This window comes from Kitasatospora sp. NPDC005748 (genome assembly GCF_040630735.1).
Classification (GTDB): Bacteria; Actinomycetota; Actinomycetes; order Streptomycetales; family Streptomycetaceae; genus Kitasatospora.
Window position 1 is genome coordinate 112,802 of the sequence record NZ_JBEXYD010000006.1, and the last position, 20,218, is coordinate 133,019.

The window sequence follows — 20,218 nt, forward strand, 5'->3', positions numbered from 1 at the left end:
CGGGCGGACGCCCGGTCGACGCCCCCCTACTCTCGGGGCATGACGACGAGACTGGAGCGACTGCGGGCCGACCACGCGCCGGCCCTGCTGGCCTTCGAACGGGAGAACCGGGAGTACTTCGCCCGCTCCGTCCCCGACCGCGGGGACGACTACTTCGCGGCGTTCGCCGACCGACACCGCGCGCTGCTCGCCGAACAGGACACCGGGGCCTGCCACTTCCACCTCCTGGTCGACGAGCGCGGCGAGCTGCTCGGCCGGGTCAACCTGGTGGACGTGGCGGCCGGGAGCGCCGAACTCGGCTACCGGATCGGCGAGCGGGCCGCCGGCCGGGGCGCGGCGACGGCGGGCGTCGAGGAGGTGTGCCGCCTGGCCGCCGTCGAGTACGGCCTGACCGGACTCACCGCCGTCACCACGATCGACAACCCGGCGTCGAGGGCGGTGCTGCGGCGGACCGGGTTCACCGTGACCGGGGAGACCGTCGTCGACAGCCGCCCCGGTCTGCGCTACCGGCGCGGCCTCGACGCCCCACGGTAGCGGCGGCTCCTCAGCCGAGCGTGCGGGTGCGCTCCAGGACGGCGGCCGGGGCCTTGGCCACCGAGCCGGTGTCGAACGGGGGTCGCGGGTCGTACTCGGTGTACAGCTGGATGGCCTGGGCGGTGAGGTCGTCGGTGAGCAGGGCGGCGAGCCGCAGGGCCATGTCGATGCCGGCGGAGACCCCGGCCGAGGTGATGATCCGGTCGTGGCGGACGACCCGCTCGGCGGTGTAGGTGGCGCCATGGGCCTCCAGCTCGGCGACCGCCGCCCAGTGGGTGGTGGCGGTGAGGCCCTTGAGCAGCCCGGCCGCGCCGAGCACCAGCGCGCCGGTGCAGACCGAGGTGGTGAACCCGCTCTCCCCGTGCACCGCCCGGACCCAGTCCAGGAAGTCCTCGTCGGCGACCAGCGCCCGGGCCCCGGCGCCGCCGGGGACGAGCAGCACGTCGCAGGACCCGATCTCCGAGTACCGGGTGGGGACGTCGACCGTCAGCGCCCCCAGCGCATCGGTGACCCGCCCCGGCTCGGGCGCGACGAAGCGCACCTCGGCGCCCGGGACATGGCCGAGGATCTCGTACGGCCCGATCGCGTCGAGCGGCTCGAAACGGTCGAAGAGCGGGATCACGATGTCCATGGGCGCAGCGTAACGGCGGCCCCGCCCGGGCCGGTCGGTCGCGCGGCCGGGTTCACGGGATGGAGTGATCGCGCGGCCGCGGGGGAATACCGGGGGCCGTCAGCGCAGCGCGTCGAACCCGGCCCCGATGGCGGCCCGGAGGCCGTCCTGCGCCGGGCCGAGCGCATACCGGGCGCCCCTGTGACGCGGGTCACTCCGGCGGACCGATGAGTTCGGCGGTCCGCTCCGGTCCAACTTTCGGAAACACCGCGCGAAGGCGACCGAACACCCCGACAGGAGACTCCCGTGACCGCGTCCGTGAAGGGCCCCGCCAGCTACTTCCCGTCGATCGAGAAGACGTACGGCCGGCCGGTCGCGCACTGGCAGGAGCTGATCCGCTCCTCGCCGCTGACCAGGCACGGCGAACTGGTCGGCTGGCTCAAGTCCGAGCACGGTCTGGGCCACGGCCACGCCAACGCCCTGGTGAAGCACACCCTCGACGAGGACGCCGGCCGGTAGGACGGGCCGGGGCCCGGCCGGGGCGTCCGGGTCCCGGCCGGGCACGAGCGGATCCGGGTCAGGTCCCCAGACCGCGCAGGAGCAGGTCCACCAGGGCGAAGAAGAACAGCGAGATGCCGACGAAGCCGTTGGTCTGGAAGAACGCCCGGTTCAGCTTCGACAGGTCGTGGGGCTTCACGATGGTGTGCTCGTAGACGAACGCCCCGGCCACCACGAGCAGGCCGACCCAGAACGCCGGACCGGCGTCGGTCAGCACGGCGTACCAGCCGAGCAGCAGCGTGGTCAGCACGTGGCAGGCGCGGGCGCTGCGGATCGCCGCCGGGACGCCGAAGCGCGCCGGTACCGAACGCACGCCCCCCGACCGGTCGGAGGCGACGTCCTGGCAGGCGTAGATCAGGTCGAAGCCGCCGATCCAGATGCCCACCGCCACGCCGAGCACGACCGCGTCCCAGGACCAGGAGCCGGTGACGGCGAGCCAGGCGCCGACCGGGCCCATCGCCTGGGCCAGGCCGAGGATCGCCTGCGGGAAGTCGGTGAACCGCTTGCCGTACGGGTAGACCACCATCGGCACGACGGCGACCGGCGCCAGCGCCAGGCAGAGCGGGTTGAGCAGTGCGGCGGCGCCGAGGAAGACCACCAGCGCGACCGCCGAGCCGATGTACGCCGTCTTCACCGACACCGCGCCGGTGACCAGTTCGCGCCCGGCGGTGCGCGGGTTGCGGGCGTCGACCTCGCGGTCGATGATCCGGTTGGCGGCCATCGCGAAGGTCCGCAGACCGACCATGCAGACCGTGACGATGAACAGTTCGGCCCAGTGCACCCGCTCGTCGGCGAGGAACATGGCCGTCAGCGCGGCGATGTAGGCGAAGGGCAGGGCGAAGACCGAGTGCTCGATCATCACCAGCCGTAGGAACGCCTTGACCTTGCCGGGCGGGACGTCGGGGAGGGCGGCGGCGGTACTCATCAGAGCCCGTACTCCTTCCAGCGGCGGTCCACCAGGGCGGCGGTGGCCGGGTCGGAGGAGACCATCTCCGGCCAGCCGCCGTCGCGCGTGTAGCCCTCCTCGGGCAGCTTCCGGGTCGCGTCGATACCGGCCTTGCCGCCCCAGAACTGCTGGTAGGAGGCGTGGTCGAGGTGGTCGACCGGGCCCTCCACGACGGTGAGGTCCCGGCTGTAGTCGACGTTGCCGAAGGCCCGCCAGGCGACTTCCTGGTAGTCGTGCACGTCGCAGTCGGAGTCCACCACGATGATCAGCTTGGTCAGCGACATCATGTGGGCGCCCCAGATGGCGTGCATCGTCTTCTGGGCGTGCTTGGGGTACTTCTTGTCGATCGAGACGATCACGCAGTTGTGGAAGCCGCCGGCCTCGGGCAGGTCGTAGTCGACGATGTCCGGGATGATGATCTTCAGCAGCGGCAGGAAGAACCGCTCGGTGAACTTGCCCAGCGGGCCGTCCTCGGTCGGCGGCCGGCCGACCACGATGGACTGCAGGATCGGCCGGCGGCGCATCGTCACGCAGTCGATCGTCAGCGCCGGGAAGGGCTCCTGCGGCGTGTAGAAGCCGGTGTGGTCGCCGAACGGACCCTCGGGCAGCATCTCGCCGGGCTCCAGCCAGCCCTCCAGCACCACCTCGGCGTCGGCCGGGACCTGCAGCGGGACGGTCTTGCAGTCGACCATCCGCACCCGCTCCCCCGCCACGAAGCCGGCGAACAGGTACTCGTCGATGTCACCGGGCAGCGGCGCGGTGGCGGCGTAGGTGACGGCCGGCGGGCAGCCGAAGGCGATCGCGACCGGCAGCCGCTCGCCGCGCTTCGCGGCCACCGCGTAGTGGTTGCGGCTGTCCTTGTGGATCTGCCAGTGCATGCCGATGGTCCGTCGGTCGTGCCGCTGGAGCCGGTAGAGGCCCAGGTTGCGCACGCCGCTGTCCGGGTCCTTGGTGTGGGTCAGGCCCAGGTTGAAGAAGGAGCCGCCGTCCAGCGGCCAGGTGAACAGGGCCGGCAGGGCGTCCAGGTCGACGTCGTCGCCGGTGAGCACGACCTCCTGGACCGGGGCGTCCTTGACGTTCTTCGGCGGCACGTGGGCCATCGAGGCGAGCTTGCCGAAGGCGTCCCGGAAGCCGGTGAAGCCCTGCGGCAGCTCCGGCTTGAGCAGCCCCGCGATCTTCTCGGCGATGTCCTCGGGCCCCTTGAGGCCGAGCGACTTGGCGAGCCGGGCCTCGGTGCCGAAGACGTTCATCGCCAGTGGCATCGACGAGCCCTTGACGTTCTCGAACAGCAGGGCCGGGCCCTTGGCCTTCTGGACCCGGTCGACGATCTCGCCGATCTCCAGATGGGGGTCCACCTCGGCCTTGATGCGCTTGAGATCGCCCTCGCGGTCGAGGGCCCGCAGAAACGAGCGGAGATCGTCGTATGCCATGCCAGCCAGTATCCGCCACCCGATAGCCTGGCTCGGTCAAGGGCCCCCGTGAAGCCGTCCACCGCTTCCGGGCCGCCCGCCGCAAACCGCCGTCGCCGGGGGAGATCGCCGCCGTGCTGAGGATCCTGACCTTCGTACTCCCGCTCGCCCTCTGGGTGTGGGCGTTCATCGACTGCCTGACCACGCCCGAGGACGAGGTGAAGCACCTGCCCAAGGTGGTCTGGGTGATCATCGTGCTGCTCTTCCCGCTGGTCGGCTCGATCGCCTGGCTGGTGGCCGGCAAGCGGCGCGGCGCGGCGGTGGCCGGCGGCCACGGCGGCTCCCCGGAGTACGAGCGCCCGCGCGGCGGCCGGCCGCTCGCGCCGGACGACGACCCCGAGTTCCTCGCCTCGTTGAAGAAGGACGACAAGAAGCACGAGGACATGCTCAAGCAGTGGGAGGCCGATCTGCGCCGCCGCGAGGAGGAGCTGCGCGGCAAGGACGAGCCGGAGGACGGCCGGAAGAGCTGACCCGGCTACCCCGGACAGCCCAGCCGGACCGGTTCCGGGTGGGCTGCGGTGTTTTTGGCGCATCCCTACGAGTGGCGGACGCCCCGACCCGCTGCGCCGCGCCGGCCGCGACCGCCCGGCGGCCGTCGCCGGCCCTCTGCGGGGTGCCCCGCCCGGCCCCTCGGCGCACGCCCCTGACCTGCACGTTCCCTCATGTTCAGATCATCTTCCGCAAGTCGTGACGACGGCTTCGGGTAATCGAACGGACACCTACCGTACGCAGTCCCACCGACCGGTTTCTGTGCAGCCCTGACATCTAAACGGACCCGACCTTGTACGGAATCGACGCCGAAACCAGCGTGCGGCCCCTCGTACAGTCATAAGTGAAGAAAGTGATTCGCAGCCGGGGGCACAGCAGACGTTGGCTGTCGGACAGTTCCCTCACCCTTGGAGTGGTTCGAGATGACGGTTGTGCATGAGGCGCCGGTCGGCGACGAGATCCCCGAGATCGCGGCCGACGCCCACGGGCGGGTCGCCGAGCTGCACGAACTGCGCGACCAGGTCCGCCGCGGCCCGAGCGAGAAGGCCACCGAGGCCCAGCACGCCAAGGGCAAGCTGACCGCACGCGAGCGCATCGAGCTGCTGCTCGACGAGGGCTCGTTCCGCGAGGTGGAGCCGCTGCGCCGGCACCGCGCCCAGGGCTTCGGCCTGGAGGCCAAGAAGCCGCACACCGACGGCGTGGTCGTCGGCTGGGGCACCGTGCACGGGCGGACCGTCTTCACCTACGCCCACGACTTCCGGATCTTCGGCGGCGCCCTGGGCGAGGCCCACGCGCAGAAGATCCACAAGATCATGGACATGGCCATCGCGGCCGGTGCCCCGCTGGTCTCGCTGAACGACGGCGCCGGCGCCCGCATCCAGGAGGGCGTCACCGCCCTGGCCGGCTACGGCGGCATCTTCCAGCGCAACACCCGGGCCTCCGGGGTCATCCCGCAGATCTCGGTGATGCTCGGCCCGTGCGCCGGCGGCGCCGCGTACTCCCCGGCCCTGACCGACTTCATCTTCATGGTCCGCGAGACCTCGCAGATGTTCATCACCGGCCCGGACGTGGTCCAGGCGGTGACCGGCGAGAAGATCACCCAGAACGGCCTCGGCGGCGCCGACGTCCACTCCGCGGTCTCCGGCGTCTCGCACTTCGCGTACGACGACGAGCAGTCCTGCATCGAGGAGGTCCGCTACCTCCTCTCGCTGCTGCCGCAGAACAACCGCGAGATGCCGCCGACGGTCGTCAGCGACGACCCGGTGGACCGCCGCAACGACGTGCTGCTCGACCTGGTGCCGGCCGACGGCAACCGCCCGTACGACATGCGCAAGGTGATCGAGGAGATCGTCGACCACGGCGAGTACCTGGAGGTCCACGAGCGCTGGGCCACCAACGTGCTCTGCGTGCTCGCCCGGATCGACGGCCACGTCACCGGCATCATCGCCAACCAGCCGCAGTCGCTGGCCGGCGTGCTGGACATCAACGCGAGCGAGAAGGCCGCGCGCTTCGTCCAGATGTGCGACGCCTTCAACATCCCGCTGGTCACCATGCTCGACGTGCCCGGCTTCCTGCCCGGCGTCGACCAGGAGCACGACGGCATCATCCGGCACGGCGCCAAGCTCCTCTACGCCTACTGCAACGCCACCGTGCCGCGCATCCAGCTCATCCTGCGCAAGGCCTACGGCGGCGCGTACATCGTGATGGACTCCCGCTCGATCGGCGCGGACCTCTCGTTCGCCTGGCCGACCAACGAGATCGCCGTCATGGGCGCCGAGGGCGCCGCCAACGTGATCTTCCGCCGGGACATCAACGGCGCCGAGGATCCCGAGGCGATGCGGGCGCAGAAGATCAAGGAATACAAGAACGAACTGATGCACCCGTACTACGCGGCCGAGCGCGGCCTCGTGGACGACGTCATCGACCCGGCCGAGACCCGCCAGGTCCTGGCCTCCTCGCTGGCCATGCTGCGGACGAAGCACGCGGACCTGCCGTCCCGCAAGCACGGCAACCCGCCGATGTAGCACCGCGGTTACCACGCCACCGACCACACACCACACTTGCGCCGGGGGAGAAACCGAATCATGACCGCTTCCGCCGAACCTCTCGTCCGTATCGTCCGCGGCTCCCTCGACGACGAGGAACTCGCCGCCCTGACCGCCGTCCTGCTGGCCCGCGCCGCGGCCGCCCAGCAGGCCGCGGCCGCCGCCGCCCCGATCGAGCCGATCGCCAGCTGGCAGCGCCTGGAGCGCCGCCCGGCGTACTACTCGCCGGTCAGCTGGCAGCAGGCCGCCTGACGGCCCGACACGCCCGCCCGACGGCCGGCCACCCTCCCCGGGTGGCCGGCCGTCGGCGTACCGGGGCCCCGCTCACCGGGCGTCCGGGCCCGGACGGACCCGTCCCGGCCCCGGACGGTCCCGGTCGGGCCCGGGGCGGCTCGGTAGAATACCTACTGGACGGTATGTGATCTCCGCGCCGTCGCGGCCCTAGGATCAGCCGCTGCCGGAGCGTGCGAACTACCCAGGGAGGCTGCGATGGCCAGGCAGGCCCGGGCACTGGCGACCCGCCAGGCGGTGCTCCTCGCCGCGGCCGAAGTCTTCGACGAACGCGGCTACGCCGCGGCCACCATGGCGGACATCCTGGAGCGGGCCGGTGTCACCAAGGGGGCGCTGTACTTCCACTTCCACTCCAAGGAGGAGCTGGCGCTGGCCGTGATCGAGGGCCAGGCCGACTGGCTCGCCACCTGGCGGCCGACCTCCGACAGCCCGGTGCAGACCCTGATCGACCTGGGGTACGCCTTCGCCCACGCCCTGCTGGACGATCCGCTGGTGCGCGGCAGCATCCGGCTGACGATCGAGCACGGCAGCTTCACCCAGCCGCAGATCGAGGCCTACCAGGGCTGGTCGGACGCGGCACGCGCGCTGCTGGAGCAGGCCCGGGAGGCCGGCGACCTGCACCCGGGCCTGGACGTCGCGGCGGCGGCCGGGGTGATCACCGGGGCGGTGACCGGGATCCAGCTGAGCTCCCAGGTGCTGGCCGGCCGCCGGGACCTCCTCCAGCGGATGACCGACCTCTGGACGCTGCTGCTGCCGGGCCTGGTCCAGCCGCACGCACTCGCCCGGCTCAGCGTAGCCGAGCGGGGCGCGGGCGGCGGCTGATCCGGCGGCCGCCGATCGCGGGGTGCGGCGCTACGGCGCGCAGGTCCGGTAGGCGGCGCAGCGGTCCCCCGGGACCAGCGCGGGCAGCGCCGCTCCCCACAGGCTCCGCACCGCCTCCGGGCGGAGCCGGTCGGCGTCCTCGGGGGCGAGCAGCACCAGCCCCGCCGCCAGGGTGGTGAGCAGTTCGGCGGCCGGGCGCGGATCCAGCCCCGGGCGCAGCTCGCCGGCCGCCGCCGCGCGCTCCAGCAGCCGCCGGACCACGGCGGTCAGGCTGTGCCAGGCGTCCGAGCCGCCCCGGGCGCCCTGGCCGAGCTGGACTCCGGCCCGGACCACGACGTCCTCGCGGAGCAGCCGGGCCAGTTCGTGCGTGAAGTCGATCAGGCCCTGGAGGGCCGGTCCGCCACCGCGCAGGGCGCGGAGCGCGGCCGAGCCGATCTCGCGCCCGGCCGCGGCCCGGACGCCGTCGGCGAGTGCCTGCTTGGAGACGAAGTGGAAGTAGAGCGCGCCCTTGCTGACGCCCGCCCGGCGGCTGATGTCGATCAGGCTGGCGGACTCGAACCCCGCGTCCGCGAAGGTGACCGCCGCGGCGAGCAGGACGGCCTGCCTGGTCCGACCCGCGCGTTCCTGCTTGACCACTCGGCCCCTCCGGCCTCGGCGCCGGCGAGATCGCGGCTCGCCCGGCTGCTCTCAGGGCGTCGTCGTCGATGGTGCGACGCCTCGCATGCGGACGGGCCATCCCAAACCGCATGGTTGGTATCTAATCTAGCCCCCCGCTCGACGCCGCCATCCAGGGGGGATCGGCGCCCGTCCGGGGCGCGGACTTCTCCCCTCGGCACGTTCCCGCAGTCCAGCCCGCGGGTACCGTGATCACGCGGAGTGCTCGGCAACGACGACCCCGCCAGTAGTGCGCAAACCGGGTGGTCTGTATGTTTTACCGAGGCCGTCTGCGCGGCCGGTCGGCCGAGACCCGGGAGTGGGGCCAGTCATGCCATTGATCGTAGATCCGGACGCCGGCATCCCCTATGCCCACCCCGGTCCCGGCTACGACTTCCACGAGCGGACCGTCTCCCGGCACCTGGTCCACCGCTCCTGCGTCTCCGACGTCCTCATCACGGGCTGGCAGTCGGCCGGCCCCTACGACTTCCTGCTGGGCGCCCAATGGCCGCGGCTGCACGGCTTCTACCGGCTGCCGGACGACCGGCACCACGACCCGCTGCTGATGGCCGAGACCGTCCGCCAGGCCGGTCTGCTGATCGGCCACGTCGGCTTCGGCGTGCCGCGCGGCCACCACTTCACGCTGGACGAACTCTGCTTCACGCTCGGCCCGGCCGGGCTGGACGGGCTCGCCGTGGGCGCCGGACCGGCCTCGCTGATGCTCAAGGTCGGCTGCCAGGACGTCCGGATGCGGCACGGCCGACCGGCCTCGCTGCGGGTGCACGTCGAGGTCGAGCGGGACGGCCGTCCGGTCGGCCACGGCTCCGGAGAGCTACGAGTGCACTCCCCCGCCGCCTACGCCCGGCTGCGCGGTCCGGGGCCCCGGCCGGTGCCTCCCCGGCTGTCCGGCGCGCCCCCGATGCGGGCCGCGGCGCTGTCCGCGCCGACCGCGCCCGAACTCGTCGGCCGCGAGCGGTCCGCCGACGTGGTGCTCGGCGCGTCCCCCGCGCCGGACAGCTGGCTGCTGCGGGTGGACCCCGGCCACCCGGTGCTGTTCGACCCGGCGGCAGACCACGTCCCCGGGATGCTGGTGCTGGAGGCCGCCCGGCAGGCCGCCCAGCGGCTGCGGCACCCCGAGCCGGTGGTACCGGTCGAGCTGCTGTCCTCGTTCGACCGCTTCATCGAGCTGGACCGGCCCTGCCTGGTGCGGGCCGTCCGGGAGAGCGGCGCGGACGGCCGGCGGGTACCGGTCCGGGTCCAGCTGGTCCAGGACGGCCGGACGGCGGCCGAGTGCCGGCTGCTGACCGAGCCGGCCCGGCAGGAGGCCCGGGACACCCGCCCCGCCGGCTCCGGACGCGCGAGGGGCCTGCCGCTCGCCAGCTGACCCCGGACCGGTGTCCGGGGCCGGCGGGCGACCGGCAGGCCCCTCGTCCGCACCCTCAGGCGGCCACCAGCGCCGCGGGGCGGCCGGCGTGCATCACGCTGAGGTTGGCGGCCAGCCTGGTCGGGTCCTGGGCCAGCCAGAGCCGCAGCGCGGCGCCCAGCATGGCGCTGGCCGAGCCGATCCGCACCTGCGTCACCTGGGCGATCCGGGCGGCCCCCGGCACCAGCAGATCGGCCAGCGGCGTCGGCAGCCAGACGGTCAGCGCGCACGGCGCGGGGGCCGTCAGGGCGCCCAGCAGCCGGTAGGCGTCCGCCTGCGAGCTGAGCGTCGGAATGATGTCCAGCAGGCCGTCGGCCACGACCTCGGACACGTCGCTGCGGTGCCCCTGGGCGAGTCTGCGGAGCAGCGTGCGCTCGGCGGCGGTGATTCGGACGGTCAGCATGACCTCGTCGCACTCCATTGCGCGATTTCCTCCTCGGTTCCTCCCCGTGCCGGACCGGGTGGCCGGCACGAACTACCCCTGTCGCACCACGGCCCGGCTTCCTTGGTCGGAGCGCCGGGCCGGTGGGTGGTGCAGCCCCGGTCAGAGCCCCGCGTACGAGTGCTTGCCGGTGACGAAGATGTTCACGCCGTAGTAGTTGAACAGGTAGCAGGCGAAGGCCAGCACCGCGAGGTACGCGGCCTTGCGGCCCCGCCAGCCCGCCGTGGCGCGGGCGTGCAGGTAGCAGGCGTAGGCGACCCAGGTGATGAACGACCAGGTCTCCTTCGGGTCCCACTCCCAGTACTTGCCCCAGGCGGCCTCGGCCCAGATCGCGCCCGCGATGATGGTGAAGGTCCAGAGCGGGAAGACCAGGGCGTTGATCCGGTAGGACAGCTTGTCGAGCGTGGAGGCGGCGGGCAGCCGGCGCCAGATCGACGGCGAGGTGCCGAGCGGGCCCTTGGCCAGGCCGGCCGCCATCCGCTTGTCGAAGGAGTCCTTGCCGAGGTACAGCAGGGTCGCGATGAACGCCGCGTACAGGGCGCCGCCGCAGATGATCGCGGTGGAGACGTGGATCGCCAGCCAGTACGAGTGGAGCGCCGGGACGAGCTGCTCAGACTCGGTGTACAGCACCGAGACGGCGATGCCGAGGGTCAGCAGCACCGCCAGGGTGACCGGCAGGCCGAGCCAGCGGACCGGCTTCTTCGTCAGCAGCAGGCCGAGGAAGGCCACCGTCATGGCGAGCGCGAAGGCGCAGGAGAACTCGTACATGTTGCCCCACGGCCAGCGTGAGACCGAGAGGCCGCGGGTGACCACGCCGCCCGCGTGCAGCATGGCGCCGAGCACCGTGAGCGAGATCGCGATCCGGCCCGACAGGTCGGCCTTCTCGCTGGTGCCGGCCGCGCCCGGGCCGTCGACCTCGCCGTCGCCGCGCCCGCTGGTGACCACCGTCGCGCCCTCGCCCGCCAGCGCGGTGCGGGTGAGCGTGGTGGTGCCGCCGCCGGCCGAGGCGACCGTGACGGTCACCTTCTTGCCGCTCCCGGCCGCGGGCGCGGCCTCGGCGACGGTCTCGGCCAGGCCCGCCTGCGCGGACGAACGGACGGCGACGGCTCCCTTGGAACCGAACGTCCACTCGAACATGTAGGCGAACATGGCGATCAGGTAGACGGCCATGGCCGAGTAGATCAGCTTGTTGGACAGGTCGGCCAGCTGTGGGTCGACCGCCGAGGCGAGATGCACCGTCTACTCCTTGGAGTTCTGGTCGGCAGGGACTGCGGGGTCTGCGGGTGCCGAGGGCTCGGGGGCCGCTGCGGCCCCGGCGGGCTCGGCGGGCTCGGCGGGTTGATCGGGGTCGGCGGCCCCGGCGGGTTCATCCGGCCGGTGGGGACCGGTCGCGCCGGAGTCCGGCTCGTCGGCCGCCGGAGCGTCGTCCTGGAGGTCGACCGCCAGCTCGGCCAGCTCCTCGGCGGTCTTCGCCGACTCGCTGCGGCCCAGCCCGGCCAGCTCGACCAGGGTGCCGCCACCAGGCAGCGCCACCGCGCGCACCCAGATCCGCCGGCGCTGCACGAAGAGCGAGCCGATCAGGCCGAGGATCGCCAGCACGCCGCCGGTCAGGGCGATCGCGTTGCCGGGGCGGTGCGAGACGTTGAAGCTGGCCCACTGCTTGTAGCCCTCGAAGGTGACGCTTCCGTAGCCGTCCGGCAGGTCCCACGCCTGGCCCGGCTTCAGCCGGACCTTGGCGATCTTGCCGTCCTGCTGCAGCTGCGTCAGGTTCTTGGTGTTGAGCTGGTAGACGTTCTGCGGCAGGCCGGAGTCGGTGCCGAGGTCGCCCGCGAAGGCGTTCAGCACCAGCGCCGGGTCGGCGTCGCCGGGGAAGAGCGAGCGCGGACCGGTGTTGGCGTCGAAGGCCACCGGGGCGGTCGGCAGGAAGAAGCCGGAGAAGCCCATCTGGGTCCGCTTGCCGTCCTTCTCGCCGTAGTCGGAGACCTTGATGACGCCGGTGGAGGTCAGGTTGGGGTCCTGCGGCAGGAACGGCGTCGCACCGGTGTAGACCACCGTTCCGGCGGCGTTGCGCACGGTGACCACCGGGGCGTAGCCGTGGCCGATCAGGTAGACCTTGCTGCCGCCGATCTCCAGCGGGTGGTTGACCTCGATCGAGCCCTGCTTCAGCTTCGACGCGTCGCTGCCGGAGTAGTACTCGACGTTCGCGGTGAACTCCCGGGCGGCGCCGATCTGGTCGCCCTTGGTCTGGAAGCGCGAGGTGAAGTCGTTGAGCTTCAGGTAGAACGGGTCGAGGTCCTGGGGGCCGTAGAACCGCGAGCCGGTGAAGTCGTCGAGCTGGGTGATCGTGTTGGAGTAGCCCTCGCCGGCGACCATCAGCTTGCCGCCGGTGCCGCTGGCCAGGCTCGCCCAGGCGAAGCCGCCGAGCAGCGCGAACAGCGACAGGTGGAAGACCAGGTTGCCGACCTCGCGCAGGTAGCCCTTCTCGGCGGCCACCGCGCCGCCGGCCAGGTTCGCCCGGAACCTGCGGCGCCGCAGCAGCCGGTGCGCGGCGGCGTTCACCTCCCGGGGGTCAGCCTCGGTGCGCCAGGCCGCGTAGACCGGCATCCGGGTCAGGTTGCGCGGCGCGGCCGGCGGCTGGGCGCGCAGCACGCCGACGAACTGCCAGGTGCGCGGGACGATGCAGCCGGCCAGCGAGACGAACAGCAGGATGTAGATCGCCGAGAACCAGACCGAGCTGTAGACGTCGAACAGCTGGAGCTTCTGGTAGATCGGCGCGACCGTGGTGTGCCGGGCCTTCCAGGTCTCGACCTTGAACTCGTTCTGGCCGCTCTGCGGGATCAGCGAGCCCGGGATGGCGGCCAGCGAGAGCAGGAAGAGCAGGATCAGCGCGACCCGCATCGAGGTCAGCTGGCGCCACATCCAGCGCAGCCAGCCGAACGCCCCTATCCCACCGGGGCCGTCCGACTCGACCGGGGCGCTGGTCAGCCGCTCGGCCGCGTCCTCGACCGCCTGGGGGGGCAGCTCGGTATCGGTCGTGGTCTTGCTCACGGTCAGATTCCGATCTGGAAGTCGGCGGTCCAGGACTGCAGTTCGTTCACCATCGAGTCCCAGACCCCGGTGACGAGCAGCAGACCGACCGCGACGAGCATGCCGCCGCCGATCCGCATGACGAGCGGGTAGTGCCGCTTGACCCAGCCGAAGGCGCCCAGGGCCCGGCGGAAGGCCACCGCGGCCACGACGAACGGTACGCCCAGGCCCAGGCAGTAGGCCGTCATCAGCAGCGCGGCGCGGCCGGCGTCGGCCTCGTTGAGCGCCAGGTTCTGGACGGCGGCCAGGGTCGGGCCGAGGCAGGGCGTCCAGCCGACGCCGAAGACCACGCCCAGCATCGGCGCGCCGAGCAGGCCGACCGCCGGGCGGCGGTGCGAGCGCACCTCGCGCATGCTCAGCCCGGGCACCAGGCCCATGAAGGCGAGGCCCATCACGATGGTCAGCGCGCCGAACACGATCGAGATGACCCGCCGGTGCTCCTGGAGGGTCGAGCCGAAGAAGCCGAACAGCGCGCCGGTGGAGACGAAGACGGCGGTGAAGCCGAGGATGAACAGCAGCACCCCGAGCAGCATCCGGCCGCGCCGGGCCCCGCGCGCGTCGGCGAGGTCGGCGGCCGAGAAGCCGGTGACGTAGGAGAGGTAGCCGGGCACCAGCGGCAGCACGCACGGCGAGAAGAACGACGCCAGACCGGCCACCAGCGCGATCGGCGCGGCCACCAGCAGCGCCCCGCTCTGGATGGTCCCGGTGGTGTCGGCGAGTTGGGCCGCGGCACTCACTGCTGCTGCTCCGCGAGGACCGGCTGGAGCATCGACTCCAGGCCGTCGTCCAGCTGGCCGCCGACGGCCCGCACGGCGAGCCTGCCCTCCCGGTCGACCACGATGGTGGTCGGCACGGACTGCGGGTTGAGGCTGCCCTTGGGGAACTTCAGCAGCTGCGTCCCGGCCGGGTCGTAGAGGCTCGGGTAGGTGACGCCCCGCTCCTGCTCGAAGCGGACGGCGTTGGTGATCTCCGGGTCCCGGGTGTTGATGCCGAGGAACTGGACGCCCTGGTCCTTGTACTTGTCCCAGATCCGCTGGAGGTCGTCCGCCTCGGCCCGGCAGGGCCCGCACCAGGAGCCCCAGACGTTGAGGACGACGACCTTGCCCCGGTAGTCCGAGAGCTTGACCGGGGTGCCCTCCAGGGTGGTACCGGAGAGGTCCGGCGCGTCCTGGCGGTGCCCCACCGCGGCCTTGGAGATGTTGCTGCCCTTGGCCGAGACGAAGCCGATCTGGCCGTCACCGCTGGCCGACGAACCTGAGGAGCTGCAGCCGCTGAGGGCGAGCGCGGCAGCGGCGGCGGTGGCGGCGGCCGCTGCGGCGACACGGGGACGGGGGCGCGTCATGCCAGACATGTGAAAAGTTTCGCATGGAGTTGCGGGCAGGTTCGGGGGGGTCCGACATTCCGTGTCGAACCCCCTCTGACCTGCGGCTGGGCCAGACCACCCGACGGCGGTCAGGCGCCGAAGCTCTTACCCACCGGCTTGCTCTTCCCGCCCTTGCCGACCAGGTGCGCGGGCAGCAGATCGCGGGCCGGCTCGCGGTAGCCGACCGACACGATCCGGTCGCCCTCGTAGGTGAAGCTGGTCAGCGAGGCCAGCGAGCACTGGCGGTTGCGCGGGTCGTGCCAGAGCCGGCGGCGCTCCACGAAGGAACGCACGATCCAGATCGGCAGCTGGTGGCTGACGCAGACCGCCTCGTGGCCGCGCGCGGCGTCCCGGGCGGCGGCGAGCGCGCCCATCATCCGCACCGCCTGCTCCAGGTACGGCTCGCCCCAGGACGGCTTGAACGGGTTGGTCAGGTACTTCCAGTAGCCCGGGTTCTTCAGCGAACCGTCGCCGACCCCGAAGGTCTTGCCCTGGAAGATGTTGTCGGCCTCGATCAGCCGCTCGTCGACCGCGAGGTCCAGGCCGTGCGACTTGGCGATCGGCTCGGCGGTCTCCTGCGCCCGCTCCAGCGGGGACGCCACCACGTGGGTGATGTCCCGGCCGGCCAGGTCCTCGGCGACCCGGTCGGCCATCTGCCGGCCCAGCTCGGACAGCCGGTAGCCGGGCAGGCGGCCGTACAGGACGCCCTCCGGGTTGTGCACCTCGCCGTGTCGCATCAGGTGGACGACGGTGGTGTCGTTGGTGCTCACTTCTCAGTACTCCTGGTGGTCGGCCGCGGCTACGCGGGCTGGGCCTCGGCGGCCGCGCGGGCGGCGGCCGGCAGTGCGGCGGCGATCCGCTCGATCGCCCGGTCGTCGTGGGACGCCGAGACGAACCAGGACTCGAAGGCGGACGGCGGGAGGTAGACGCCCTCGGCGAGCATCGCGTGGAAGAAGGCGTTGAAGCGGAACGCCTCCTGGGTCCTCGCCTCGTCGTAGTTGGTCACCGCGGCCTCGGTGAAGAACACCGAGAACATGTTCCCGGCGGTCTGCAGCCGGTGCGCCACACCCTCCTTGGCCAGCGCGCCGGAGACCATCGCCGACAGCTCGGCGGCCACCCGGTCCACCGTGGCGTACACCTCGTCGGTGCAGCCGCGCAGCTGGGCCAGGCCCGCCGCGGTGGCGATCGGGTTCCCGGAGAGGGTACCGGCCTGGTAGACCGGACCGGCCGGGGCCAGGTGGCCCATGACGTCGGCGCGGCCGCCGAAGGCCGCCGCCGGGAAGCCGCCGCCCATCACCTTGCCGAAGGTGAGGAGGTCCGGCGCCCAGCCCTCGTGCGCCGCCTCCAAGCCGTACCAGCCCGCCTTGGAGACGCGGAAGCCCGTCATCACCTCGTCCGAGATGAACAGCGCGCCGTTCTCCCGGCAGAGCCGGGCCAGACCGCCGTTGAAGCCGGGCAGCGGCGGGACGACGCCCATGTTGCCGGGCGAGGCCTCGGTGATCACGCAGGCGATCTCGCCCGGGTGCGCCCGGAAGGCCTGCTCGACCGCGGCCAGGTCGTTGTACGGCAGCACGATGGTGTCGCCGGCCTGGGCGCCGGTGACGCCCGGGGTGTCCGGCAGGCCGAAGGTCGCGACGCCGGACCCGGCGGCGGCCAGCAGCGCGTCCACGTGACCGTGGTAGCAGCCGGCGAACTTCACGATCTTGGCCCGGCCGGTGAAGCCGCGGGCCAGCCGGATCGCGGACATGGTCGCCTCGGTGCCCGAGGAGACCAGCCGGACCTGCTCGACCGGGGCGATCCGGGCGACGATCTCCTCCGCCAGCTCGACCTCGCCCTGGCCGGGCGTGCCGAAGGAGGTGCCGTGCGCGACGGCCCGCTGCACGGCGTCGATCACCGCGGGGTGCGCGTGGCCGAGGATCATCGGGCCCCACGAGCACACCAGGTCGACGTACTCGCGGCCGTCCGCGTCGGTGAGGTAGGGGCCGCTGCCGGACACCATGAAGCGGGGCGTACCGCCGACCGCGCGGAAGGCGCGCACCGGGGAGTTCACGCCGCCGGGCGTGACGACCGAGGCGCGGTCGAAGAGTGACTGGGACTGGGGGGCTTCGTAGGGGTAGCTCACGGGAGACATGGTCTCAAATCGTGTCCTTCACCTCTGCATGTCGGACCTCATCATCTGGAACGATGATCCGGGTGACGAAGTCTGTACGGTTATCCGTACAACGGGGGTCCTGGCGACCCCGGCTGCACGGACCAGTCAGACTGTGTACTCCGGGCGTGCGCAAGCTCCGGTGTTTCAGGGGTGTGAAGAGGACTGCCGCGTGCCATGACTGGGTACGGCGGCGCATGACGGGTAAGGAGCACGACCGGTGGGACGCCGGACGTGCGGGGGTCTGTCGATTCCGGCGAATTCCGGTGAGGATGGTCCGAGTGTCCGAGGCGCAGGACGGCTACGACGAGGCCGCGGGTGGCCCCCGCCGCCCCGCCGAGGCCGCACGCGGGGGTACGGGAGCGGGTACGGGGCGTGGCGGTCGCGGTGGCGAGAGGCGGGGTGAGGGACGCGTGGGGGTGACGTACAAGTACTTCGGCGCACCCGACCGCGCCACCGCCGCCAGAGTCCCCACCGCGCTCGGCCCCGGAGGGCTCGGCCTGGACGCGGGCGAGCTCGGCTCGCTGGGGCGGCTCGGCGACCTGATGGAGACCAGCGGCTCGCCCAACGGGCACCTCTCCACCAAGATCAAGCCGGAGACCATGAGCGCCATGGTCCTCACCGGCATCCAGGGCGTGCCGCTGCACCAGGTGCCGCCGCTGGAGCTGGTCGTGCTGCACCCCGACTACGCGGTGGTGCAGCTCCCGCAGAACGTCGTCGAACCGCTGCGCAAGGCCGACGAGACCGAACTCGGCGCCGCCGCGTTCATCTGGTCCACCGTGCCCGACCGCCGCGGCCCCCGGGACGCCTTCGTGATCTACAGCATGCTGCACGAGTGGCAGGACTTCGCCAACCGCCTGCACGACGCCGGGCACCAGCTGTACTGCCTGGTCTGGCCGTAGCCTCCCGCCGCCCGCACGCGCGTCCGCCCCGGGGCGGGTGCTCCGGGGCGGACGCGCGTGCGGGTTACCGGCCGGTCAGCCGGTGGCGGCCTTCTCCGGCGCGGGGACGACGGCCGCGTCGGATCCGGGGCCGGCGGGCGTCTCCGGGGTGCGCTCGCCGCGGCGCACGGCGCCGAGGCTGGCCGCGACCACGCAGACGACGCCGGCGAGCTGGAGCAGGCTCATGGTCTGGTGCAGCAGCACGAAGCCGATCAGCGTGGCGAAGCCCGGCTCGAAGCTCAGCAGCGTCCCGAACGCGGCCGTGGTGAGCTTGCGCAGCGCCAGCATCTCCAGGACGTACGGCAGGACCGGCAGCAGCACCGCGGCCCCGGCCGCCCCGGCCACGATGCCCGGGGTGAGCACCGGCACGGCCTGCACCAGCCCGAAGGGCGCGGCGCACAGGGCCGCCACCGACAGCGAGATGGCCACCCCGTCGACGCCGGAGAACCGGTCGCCGACGCGCTGGGTGAAGATCACGTAGCCGCCGAGCGCCGCCCCGGACAGGGCCCCGAAGGCGAGCCCCACGAGGTCGACCGAGCCGTTCCACGGCTGGGTCAGCGCCAGCACGCCGCAGACCGCGAGCAGCGGCCAGATCACGTCGATCCGCCGGCGCAGGCCGGCCACGGCGACGGCGAGCGGCCCGAGGAACTCCAGCGCGCTGGAGACCCCGAGCGGGATCCGGGAGATGGCCACGAAGTAGGAGATCGTCATCAGCGCGCTGACCGCGCCGAGCGCGGCGGCGAGCAGGAGGTCCTGCCGGCTGCGCCCGCGCAGCCGGGGCCTGGCCCAGATCAGCATGATCGCGGCCGCGAAGGCGAGCCGCAGCGAGGCGGTGCCGAGCGGCCCCGCCGTCGGGAACATCCAGGTCGACACCGCGGCACCGGACTGGACGCAGATCATCGCGCCGACGGCGAGGGCGGCGGCGCCGTAGGTGCCCGGAAGTGCCTTCCGAGCACGGCCCGTCGTGGTGGTCGCTGGGGGCATGAGGTGGTGGTCCTTCCGCGGGTACTCGGCGCAGGTCTCGGGTCTCGGATCCGGCCGTGGGGGGTGGCCCACGGCCGTCCGCCACGGTCACCGTACGCACGTCGCGGGCCTCCTGACAGGCCGTCGCGAGATGTACGGGCCGCGGCGGCCGGAGATCCGGGACACCGGGCGCCCGAGCCGGCGTCACACCGCGGCGGCTTCCACGGTCTCCGCCGAGACGGTGTAGCCCTTGAAGGTCTCGGTGATCGACTCCAGGACGTCCTCGGCGGTGGCGCCGCGGAACCGGAAGCGGCCGCCGACGTGCTCGTAGCCGTGCGCGACCGGCAGGACGTCGCCCACCTTGGCCAGCGACTCGGCGTACGGACCCGGCGTCCGCCCGACCATCGAGGTGATGTGGGTGAAGCGGCACGGCCGGGGCGCGGGCGCCGGCACCACCAGGAAGCCGGCGACGTCCTGGGTGTCCCAGTCGGGGCCCTCCTCCAGCGGCACCCCGAGCTGGAGGTGGAACGCCGCCTTCATCAGGTCGTACCCGTGCACCTCGCGCCAGAGGAACGGCGTCTCCGCGCCGCCGACCCGGGCACCGGTCTCCAGGAAGGAGCAGGTGGCCCCGGTCCCGGTCTCCTCCAGGAACAGCTCCAGGTGGAACGGGGTGGCCCGGTCGGTGAGGGCGCGCATGTACCGCTCGGTGGCCTCGCCGATGATCCGGTGCAGCTCCGGATCGGCCTCCTCGATCGAGCCGTAGAAGGTGCCCTGGGCGAAGTCCAGGCAGGTGTTGACGTAGCGCGAGCCGCGCCACACCAGCAGCCGCTCGCCGTCGAACACGCCGTCGACGTGGCAGATCGGGTGCGGGTTGCGCACCTGCGCCATGAGCTTCCAGCGGCCGAACTCGATCCGGTCGAGGTCCTCCGGGCCGGAGACCACCACGACGCCGGCGCTGCCGCTGCCGTCGCGCGGCTTCACCACGAGGTCCCAGCCGTGCTCGGCGGCGAAGGCGGTGATGTCCTCGGCCGCGGAGACCGCGGCGAAGGCCGGGATCGGCAGGCCGGCGGCGGCGATCCGCTCGCCCATGACGACCTTGTCGCGGAACGCGAGGACCTCGTCGAGCCGCATCCCCGGGAGCCCGAGCTCGGCCCGGACGACGGCGGCGTTCTCCAGGTCCTCCTCCTTCAGCGTGATGAGGCGGTCCGGCGTGCCGTGGCGCTCGGCGAGGCCGAGGACGGCGGCCCGCAGCTGCGCGAGGTCCTGGATGTCGTCCAGGGTCACGACCTCGGCCGCGCCCGCGGGGACGGCCCCGCGCCCGAGCGGGCTGGTGATGTACGTGACGGCACACCGCGTGTGGTCGAGGTAGGCCGCGTAGTCGGCGTAGGTGTCCTTCCAACGGTTCATCACGATGACGTGTGACATTCCGTGG

Annotated in this window: 21 protein-coding genes; 8 read left to right on the plus strand and 13 right to left on the minus strand. The window is 72.5% G+C overall.

Translation table 11 applies throughout. From position 1 onward, the window contains the following. Positions 1–39: 39 nt before the first annotated feature. Complete coding sequence (locus ABZ495_RS07340; protein ID WP_359834853.1) at positions 40–534, plus strand: GNAT family N-acetyltransferase; 495 nt, start codon at positions 40–42, stop codon at positions 532–534. A gap of 10 nt (positions 535–544) precedes the next feature. Here ABZ495_RS07340 and ABZ495_RS07345 read toward each other — a convergent pair whose 3' ends face one another. Continuing rightward, on the minus strand, positions 545–1,165 hold the full coding sequence (locus ABZ495_RS07345) for a DJ-1/PfpI family protein (RefSeq protein WP_359803338.1): 621 nt from the start codon (positions 1,163–1,165) through the stop codon (positions 545–547). A 285-nt stretch (positions 1,166–1,450) separates the two neighbouring features. Here ABZ495_RS07345 and ABZ495_RS07350 point away from each other — a divergent pair, with 285 nt between their 5' ends. Continuing rightward, a complete protein-coding gene (locus ABZ495_RS07350) occupies positions 1,451–1,663 on the plus strand; it encodes a DUF4287 domain-containing protein (RefSeq protein WP_359803336.1) in 213 nt (70 codons plus the stop codon). A gap of 58 nt (positions 1,664–1,721) precedes the next feature. On the opposite strand, the gene mqnP is transcribed toward ABZ495_RS07350, so the two are convergent. Then, positions 1,722–2,630, minus strand: coding sequence for a menaquinone biosynthesis prenyltransferase MqnP (gene mqnP, locus ABZ495_RS07355; protein WP_359834927.1), 909 nt, complete (start codon positions 2,628–2,630; stop codon positions 1,722–1,724). Then, positions 2,627–4,078, minus strand: coding sequence for a menaquinone biosynthesis decarboxylase (locus ABZ495_RS07360; RefSeq protein WP_329488243.1), 1,452 nt, complete (start codon positions 4,076–4,078; stop codon positions 2,627–2,629). Before ABZ495_RS07360 ends, mqnP begins: the two co-directional genes overlap by 4 nt. Positions 4,079–4,191: 113 nt before the next feature. Between ABZ495_RS07360 and ABZ495_RS07365 the strand changes: the two genes are divergently transcribed. The 4 genes from ABZ495_RS07365 to ABZ495_RS07380 all read left to right on the plus strand — a co-directional run bounded on the left by ABZ495_RS07365 (position 4,192) and on the right by ABZ495_RS07380 (position 7,764). Beyond that, positions 4,192–4,587, plus strand: a complete 396-nt coding sequence (locus ABZ495_RS07365) for a PLD nuclease N-terminal domain-containing protein (RefSeq protein ID WP_359834855.1) — start codon at positions 4,192–4,194, stop codon at positions 4,585–4,587. A gap of 441 nt (positions 4,588–5,028) precedes the next feature. Beyond that, entirely contained in the window at positions 5,029–6,630 is a 1,602-nt protein-coding gene (locus ABZ495_RS07370; RefSeq protein WP_329488246.1) for an acyl-CoA carboxylase subunit beta, read from the plus strand. Positions 6,631–6,690: 60 nt separating this feature from the next. Further along, positions 6,691–6,903 carry an acyl-CoA carboxylase epsilon subunit gene (locus ABZ495_RS07375; protein WP_329488248.1) on the plus strand — a complete coding sequence of 71 codons (213 nt, stop codon included), beginning with the start codon at positions 6,691–6,693 and terminating at the stop codon, positions 6,901–6,903. Positions 6,904–7,140: 237 nt separating this feature from the next. Further along, complete coding sequence (locus ABZ495_RS07380) at positions 7,141–7,764, plus strand: ScbR family autoregulator-binding transcription factor (protein ID WP_329488249.1); 624 nt, start codon at positions 7,141–7,143, stop codon at positions 7,762–7,764. Between the two features lie 30 nt (positions 7,765–7,794). On the opposite strand, the gene ABZ495_RS07385 is transcribed toward ABZ495_RS07380, so the two are convergent. Further along, entirely contained in the window at positions 7,795–8,400 is a 606-nt protein-coding gene (locus ABZ495_RS07385; RefSeq protein ID WP_329488250.1) for a ScbR family autoregulator-binding transcription factor, read from the minus strand. A 349-nt stretch (positions 8,401–8,749) separates the two neighbouring features. On the opposite strand from ABZ495_RS07385, the gene ABZ495_RS07390 reads away from it, so the two are divergent. Then, complete coding sequence (locus ABZ495_RS07390) at positions 8,750–9,802, plus strand: ScbA/BarX family gamma-butyrolactone biosynthesis protein (protein ID WP_359834857.1); 1,053 nt, start codon at positions 8,750–8,752, stop codon at positions 9,800–9,802. A gap of 55 nt (positions 9,803–9,857) precedes the next feature. Here the strand turns inward: ABZ495_RS07390 and ABZ495_RS07395 are convergent, their stop codons facing one another. The 7 genes from ABZ495_RS07395 to hemL form a co-directional block, all read right to left on the minus strand. Next, complete coding sequence (locus ABZ495_RS07395; protein WP_329488253.1) at positions 9,858–10,262, minus strand: hypothetical protein; 405 nt, start codon at positions 10,260–10,262, stop codon at positions 9,858–9,860. 123 nt (positions 10,263–10,385) lie between these two features. Continuing rightward, the gene (gene ccsB, locus ABZ495_RS07400; protein ID WP_329488254.1) at positions 10,386–11,519 is read right to left on the minus strand and encodes a c-type cytochrome biogenesis protein CcsB; all 1,134 of its coding nucleotides are present in this window, start codon (positions 11,517–11,519) and stop codon (positions 10,386–10,388) included. Between the two features lie 3 nt (positions 11,520–11,522). Further along, positions 11,523–13,331 (minus strand): cytochrome c biogenesis protein ResB, encoded by a 1,809-nt coding sequence (locus ABZ495_RS07405; protein ID WP_359834859.1) that lies wholly within the window; start codon positions 13,329–13,331, stop codon positions 11,523–11,525. 2 nt (positions 13,332–13,333) lie between these two features. Continuing rightward, on the minus strand, positions 13,334–14,107 hold the full coding sequence (locus ABZ495_RS07410; RefSeq protein ID WP_329488256.1) for a cytochrome c biogenesis protein CcdA: 774 nt from the start codon (positions 14,105–14,107) through the stop codon (positions 13,334–13,336). Next, the gene (locus tag ABZ495_RS07415; RefSeq protein WP_329488257.1) at positions 14,104–14,712 is read right to left on the minus strand and encodes a TlpA disulfide reductase family protein; all 609 of its coding nucleotides are present in this window, start codon (positions 14,710–14,712) and stop codon (positions 14,104–14,106) included. Before ABZ495_RS07415 ends, ABZ495_RS07410 begins: the two co-directional genes overlap by 4 nt. A 110-nt stretch (positions 14,713–14,822) precedes the next feature. Continuing rightward, positions 14,823–15,470: a histidine phosphatase family protein gene (locus tag ABZ495_RS07420; protein WP_329492147.1), complete on the minus strand. Its 648-nt coding sequence runs from the start codon at positions 15,468–15,470 to the stop codon at positions 14,823–14,825. Positions 15,471–15,532: 62 nt separating this feature from the next. Continuing rightward, positions 15,533–16,864 (minus strand): glutamate-1-semialdehyde 2,1-aminomutase, encoded by a 1,332-nt coding sequence (gene hemL, locus ABZ495_RS07425; protein WP_359834861.1) that lies wholly within the window; start codon positions 16,862–16,864, stop codon positions 15,533–15,535. A 431-nt stretch (positions 16,865–17,295) separates the two neighbouring features. Here hemL and ABZ495_RS07430 point away from each other — a divergent pair, with 431 nt between their 5' ends. After that, positions 17,296–17,784, plus strand: a complete 489-nt coding sequence (locus ABZ495_RS07430; protein WP_218198242.1) for a hypothetical protein — start codon at positions 17,296–17,298, stop codon at positions 17,782–17,784. A gap of 75 nt (positions 17,785–17,859) precedes the next feature. Here ABZ495_RS07430 and ABZ495_RS07435 read toward each other — a convergent pair whose 3' ends face one another. Continuing rightward, positions 17,860–18,807 (minus strand): EamA family transporter, encoded by a 948-nt coding sequence (locus tag ABZ495_RS07435; RefSeq protein ID WP_359805092.1) that lies wholly within the window; start codon positions 18,805–18,807, stop codon positions 17,860–17,862. A 183-nt stretch (positions 18,808–18,990) separates the two neighbouring features. Further along, positions 18,991–20,211, minus strand: coding sequence for a biotin carboxylase (locus ABZ495_RS07440; protein ID WP_359834862.1), 1,221 nt, complete (start codon positions 20,209–20,211; stop codon positions 18,991–18,993). Positions 20,212–20,218 lie beyond the last annotated feature (7 nt).

Excerpts from the sequence above, each read along its gene's own strand:
- ABZ495_RS07340 (WP_359834853.1), top strand. The coding sequence starts at position 40 with ATGACGACGAGACTGGAGCGACTGCGGGCCGACCACGCGCCGGCCCTG.
- ABZ495_RS07345 (WP_359803338.1), bottom strand. The coding sequence starts at position 1,165 with ATGGACATCGTGATCCCGCTCTTCGACCGTTTCGAGCCGCTCGACGCG.
- ABZ495_RS07360 (WP_329488243.1), bottom strand. The coding sequence starts at position 4,078 with ATGGCATACGACGATCTCCGCTCGTTTCTGCGGGCCCTCGACCGCGAG.
- ABZ495_RS07370 (WP_329488246.1), top strand. The coding sequence starts at position 5,029 with ATGACGGTTGTGCATGAGGCGCCGGTCGGCGACGAGATCCCCGAGATC.
- ABZ495_RS07375 (WP_329488248.1), top strand. The coding sequence starts at position 6,691 with ATGACCGCTTCCGCCGAACCTCTCGTCCGTATCGTCCGCGGCTCCCTC.
- ABZ495_RS07380 (WP_329488249.1), top strand. The coding sequence starts at position 7,141 with ATGGCCAGGCAGGCCCGGGCACTGGCGACCCGCCAGGCGGTGCTCCTC.
- ABZ495_RS07390 (WP_359834857.1), top strand. The coding sequence starts at position 8,750 with ATGCCATTGATCGTAGATCCGGACGCCGGCATCCCCTATGCCCACCCC.
- ABZ495_RS07395 (WP_329488253.1), bottom strand. The coding sequence starts at position 10,262 with ATGGAGTGCGACGAGGTCATGCTGACCGTCCGAATCACCGCCGCCGAG.
- ABZ495_RS07415 (WP_329488257.1), bottom strand. The coding sequence starts at position 14,712 with ATGACGCGCCCCCGTCCCCGTGTCGCCGCAGCGGCCGCCGCCACCGCC.
- ABZ495_RS07420 (WP_329492147.1), bottom strand. The coding sequence starts at position 15,470 with ATGCGACACGGCGAGGTGCACAACCCGGAGGGCGTCCTGTACGGCCGC.
- hemL (WP_359834861.1), bottom strand. The coding sequence starts at position 16,864 with ATGTCTCCCGTGAGCTACCCCTACGAAGCCCCCCAGTCCCAGTCACTC.
- ABZ495_RS07435 (WP_359805092.1), bottom strand. The coding sequence starts at position 18,807 with ATGCCCCCAGCGACCACCACGACGGGCCGTGCTCGGAAGGCACTTCCG.
- ABZ495_RS07440 (WP_359834862.1), bottom strand. The coding sequence starts at position 20,211 with ATGTCACACGTCATCGTGATGAACCGTTGGAAGGACACCTACGCCGAC.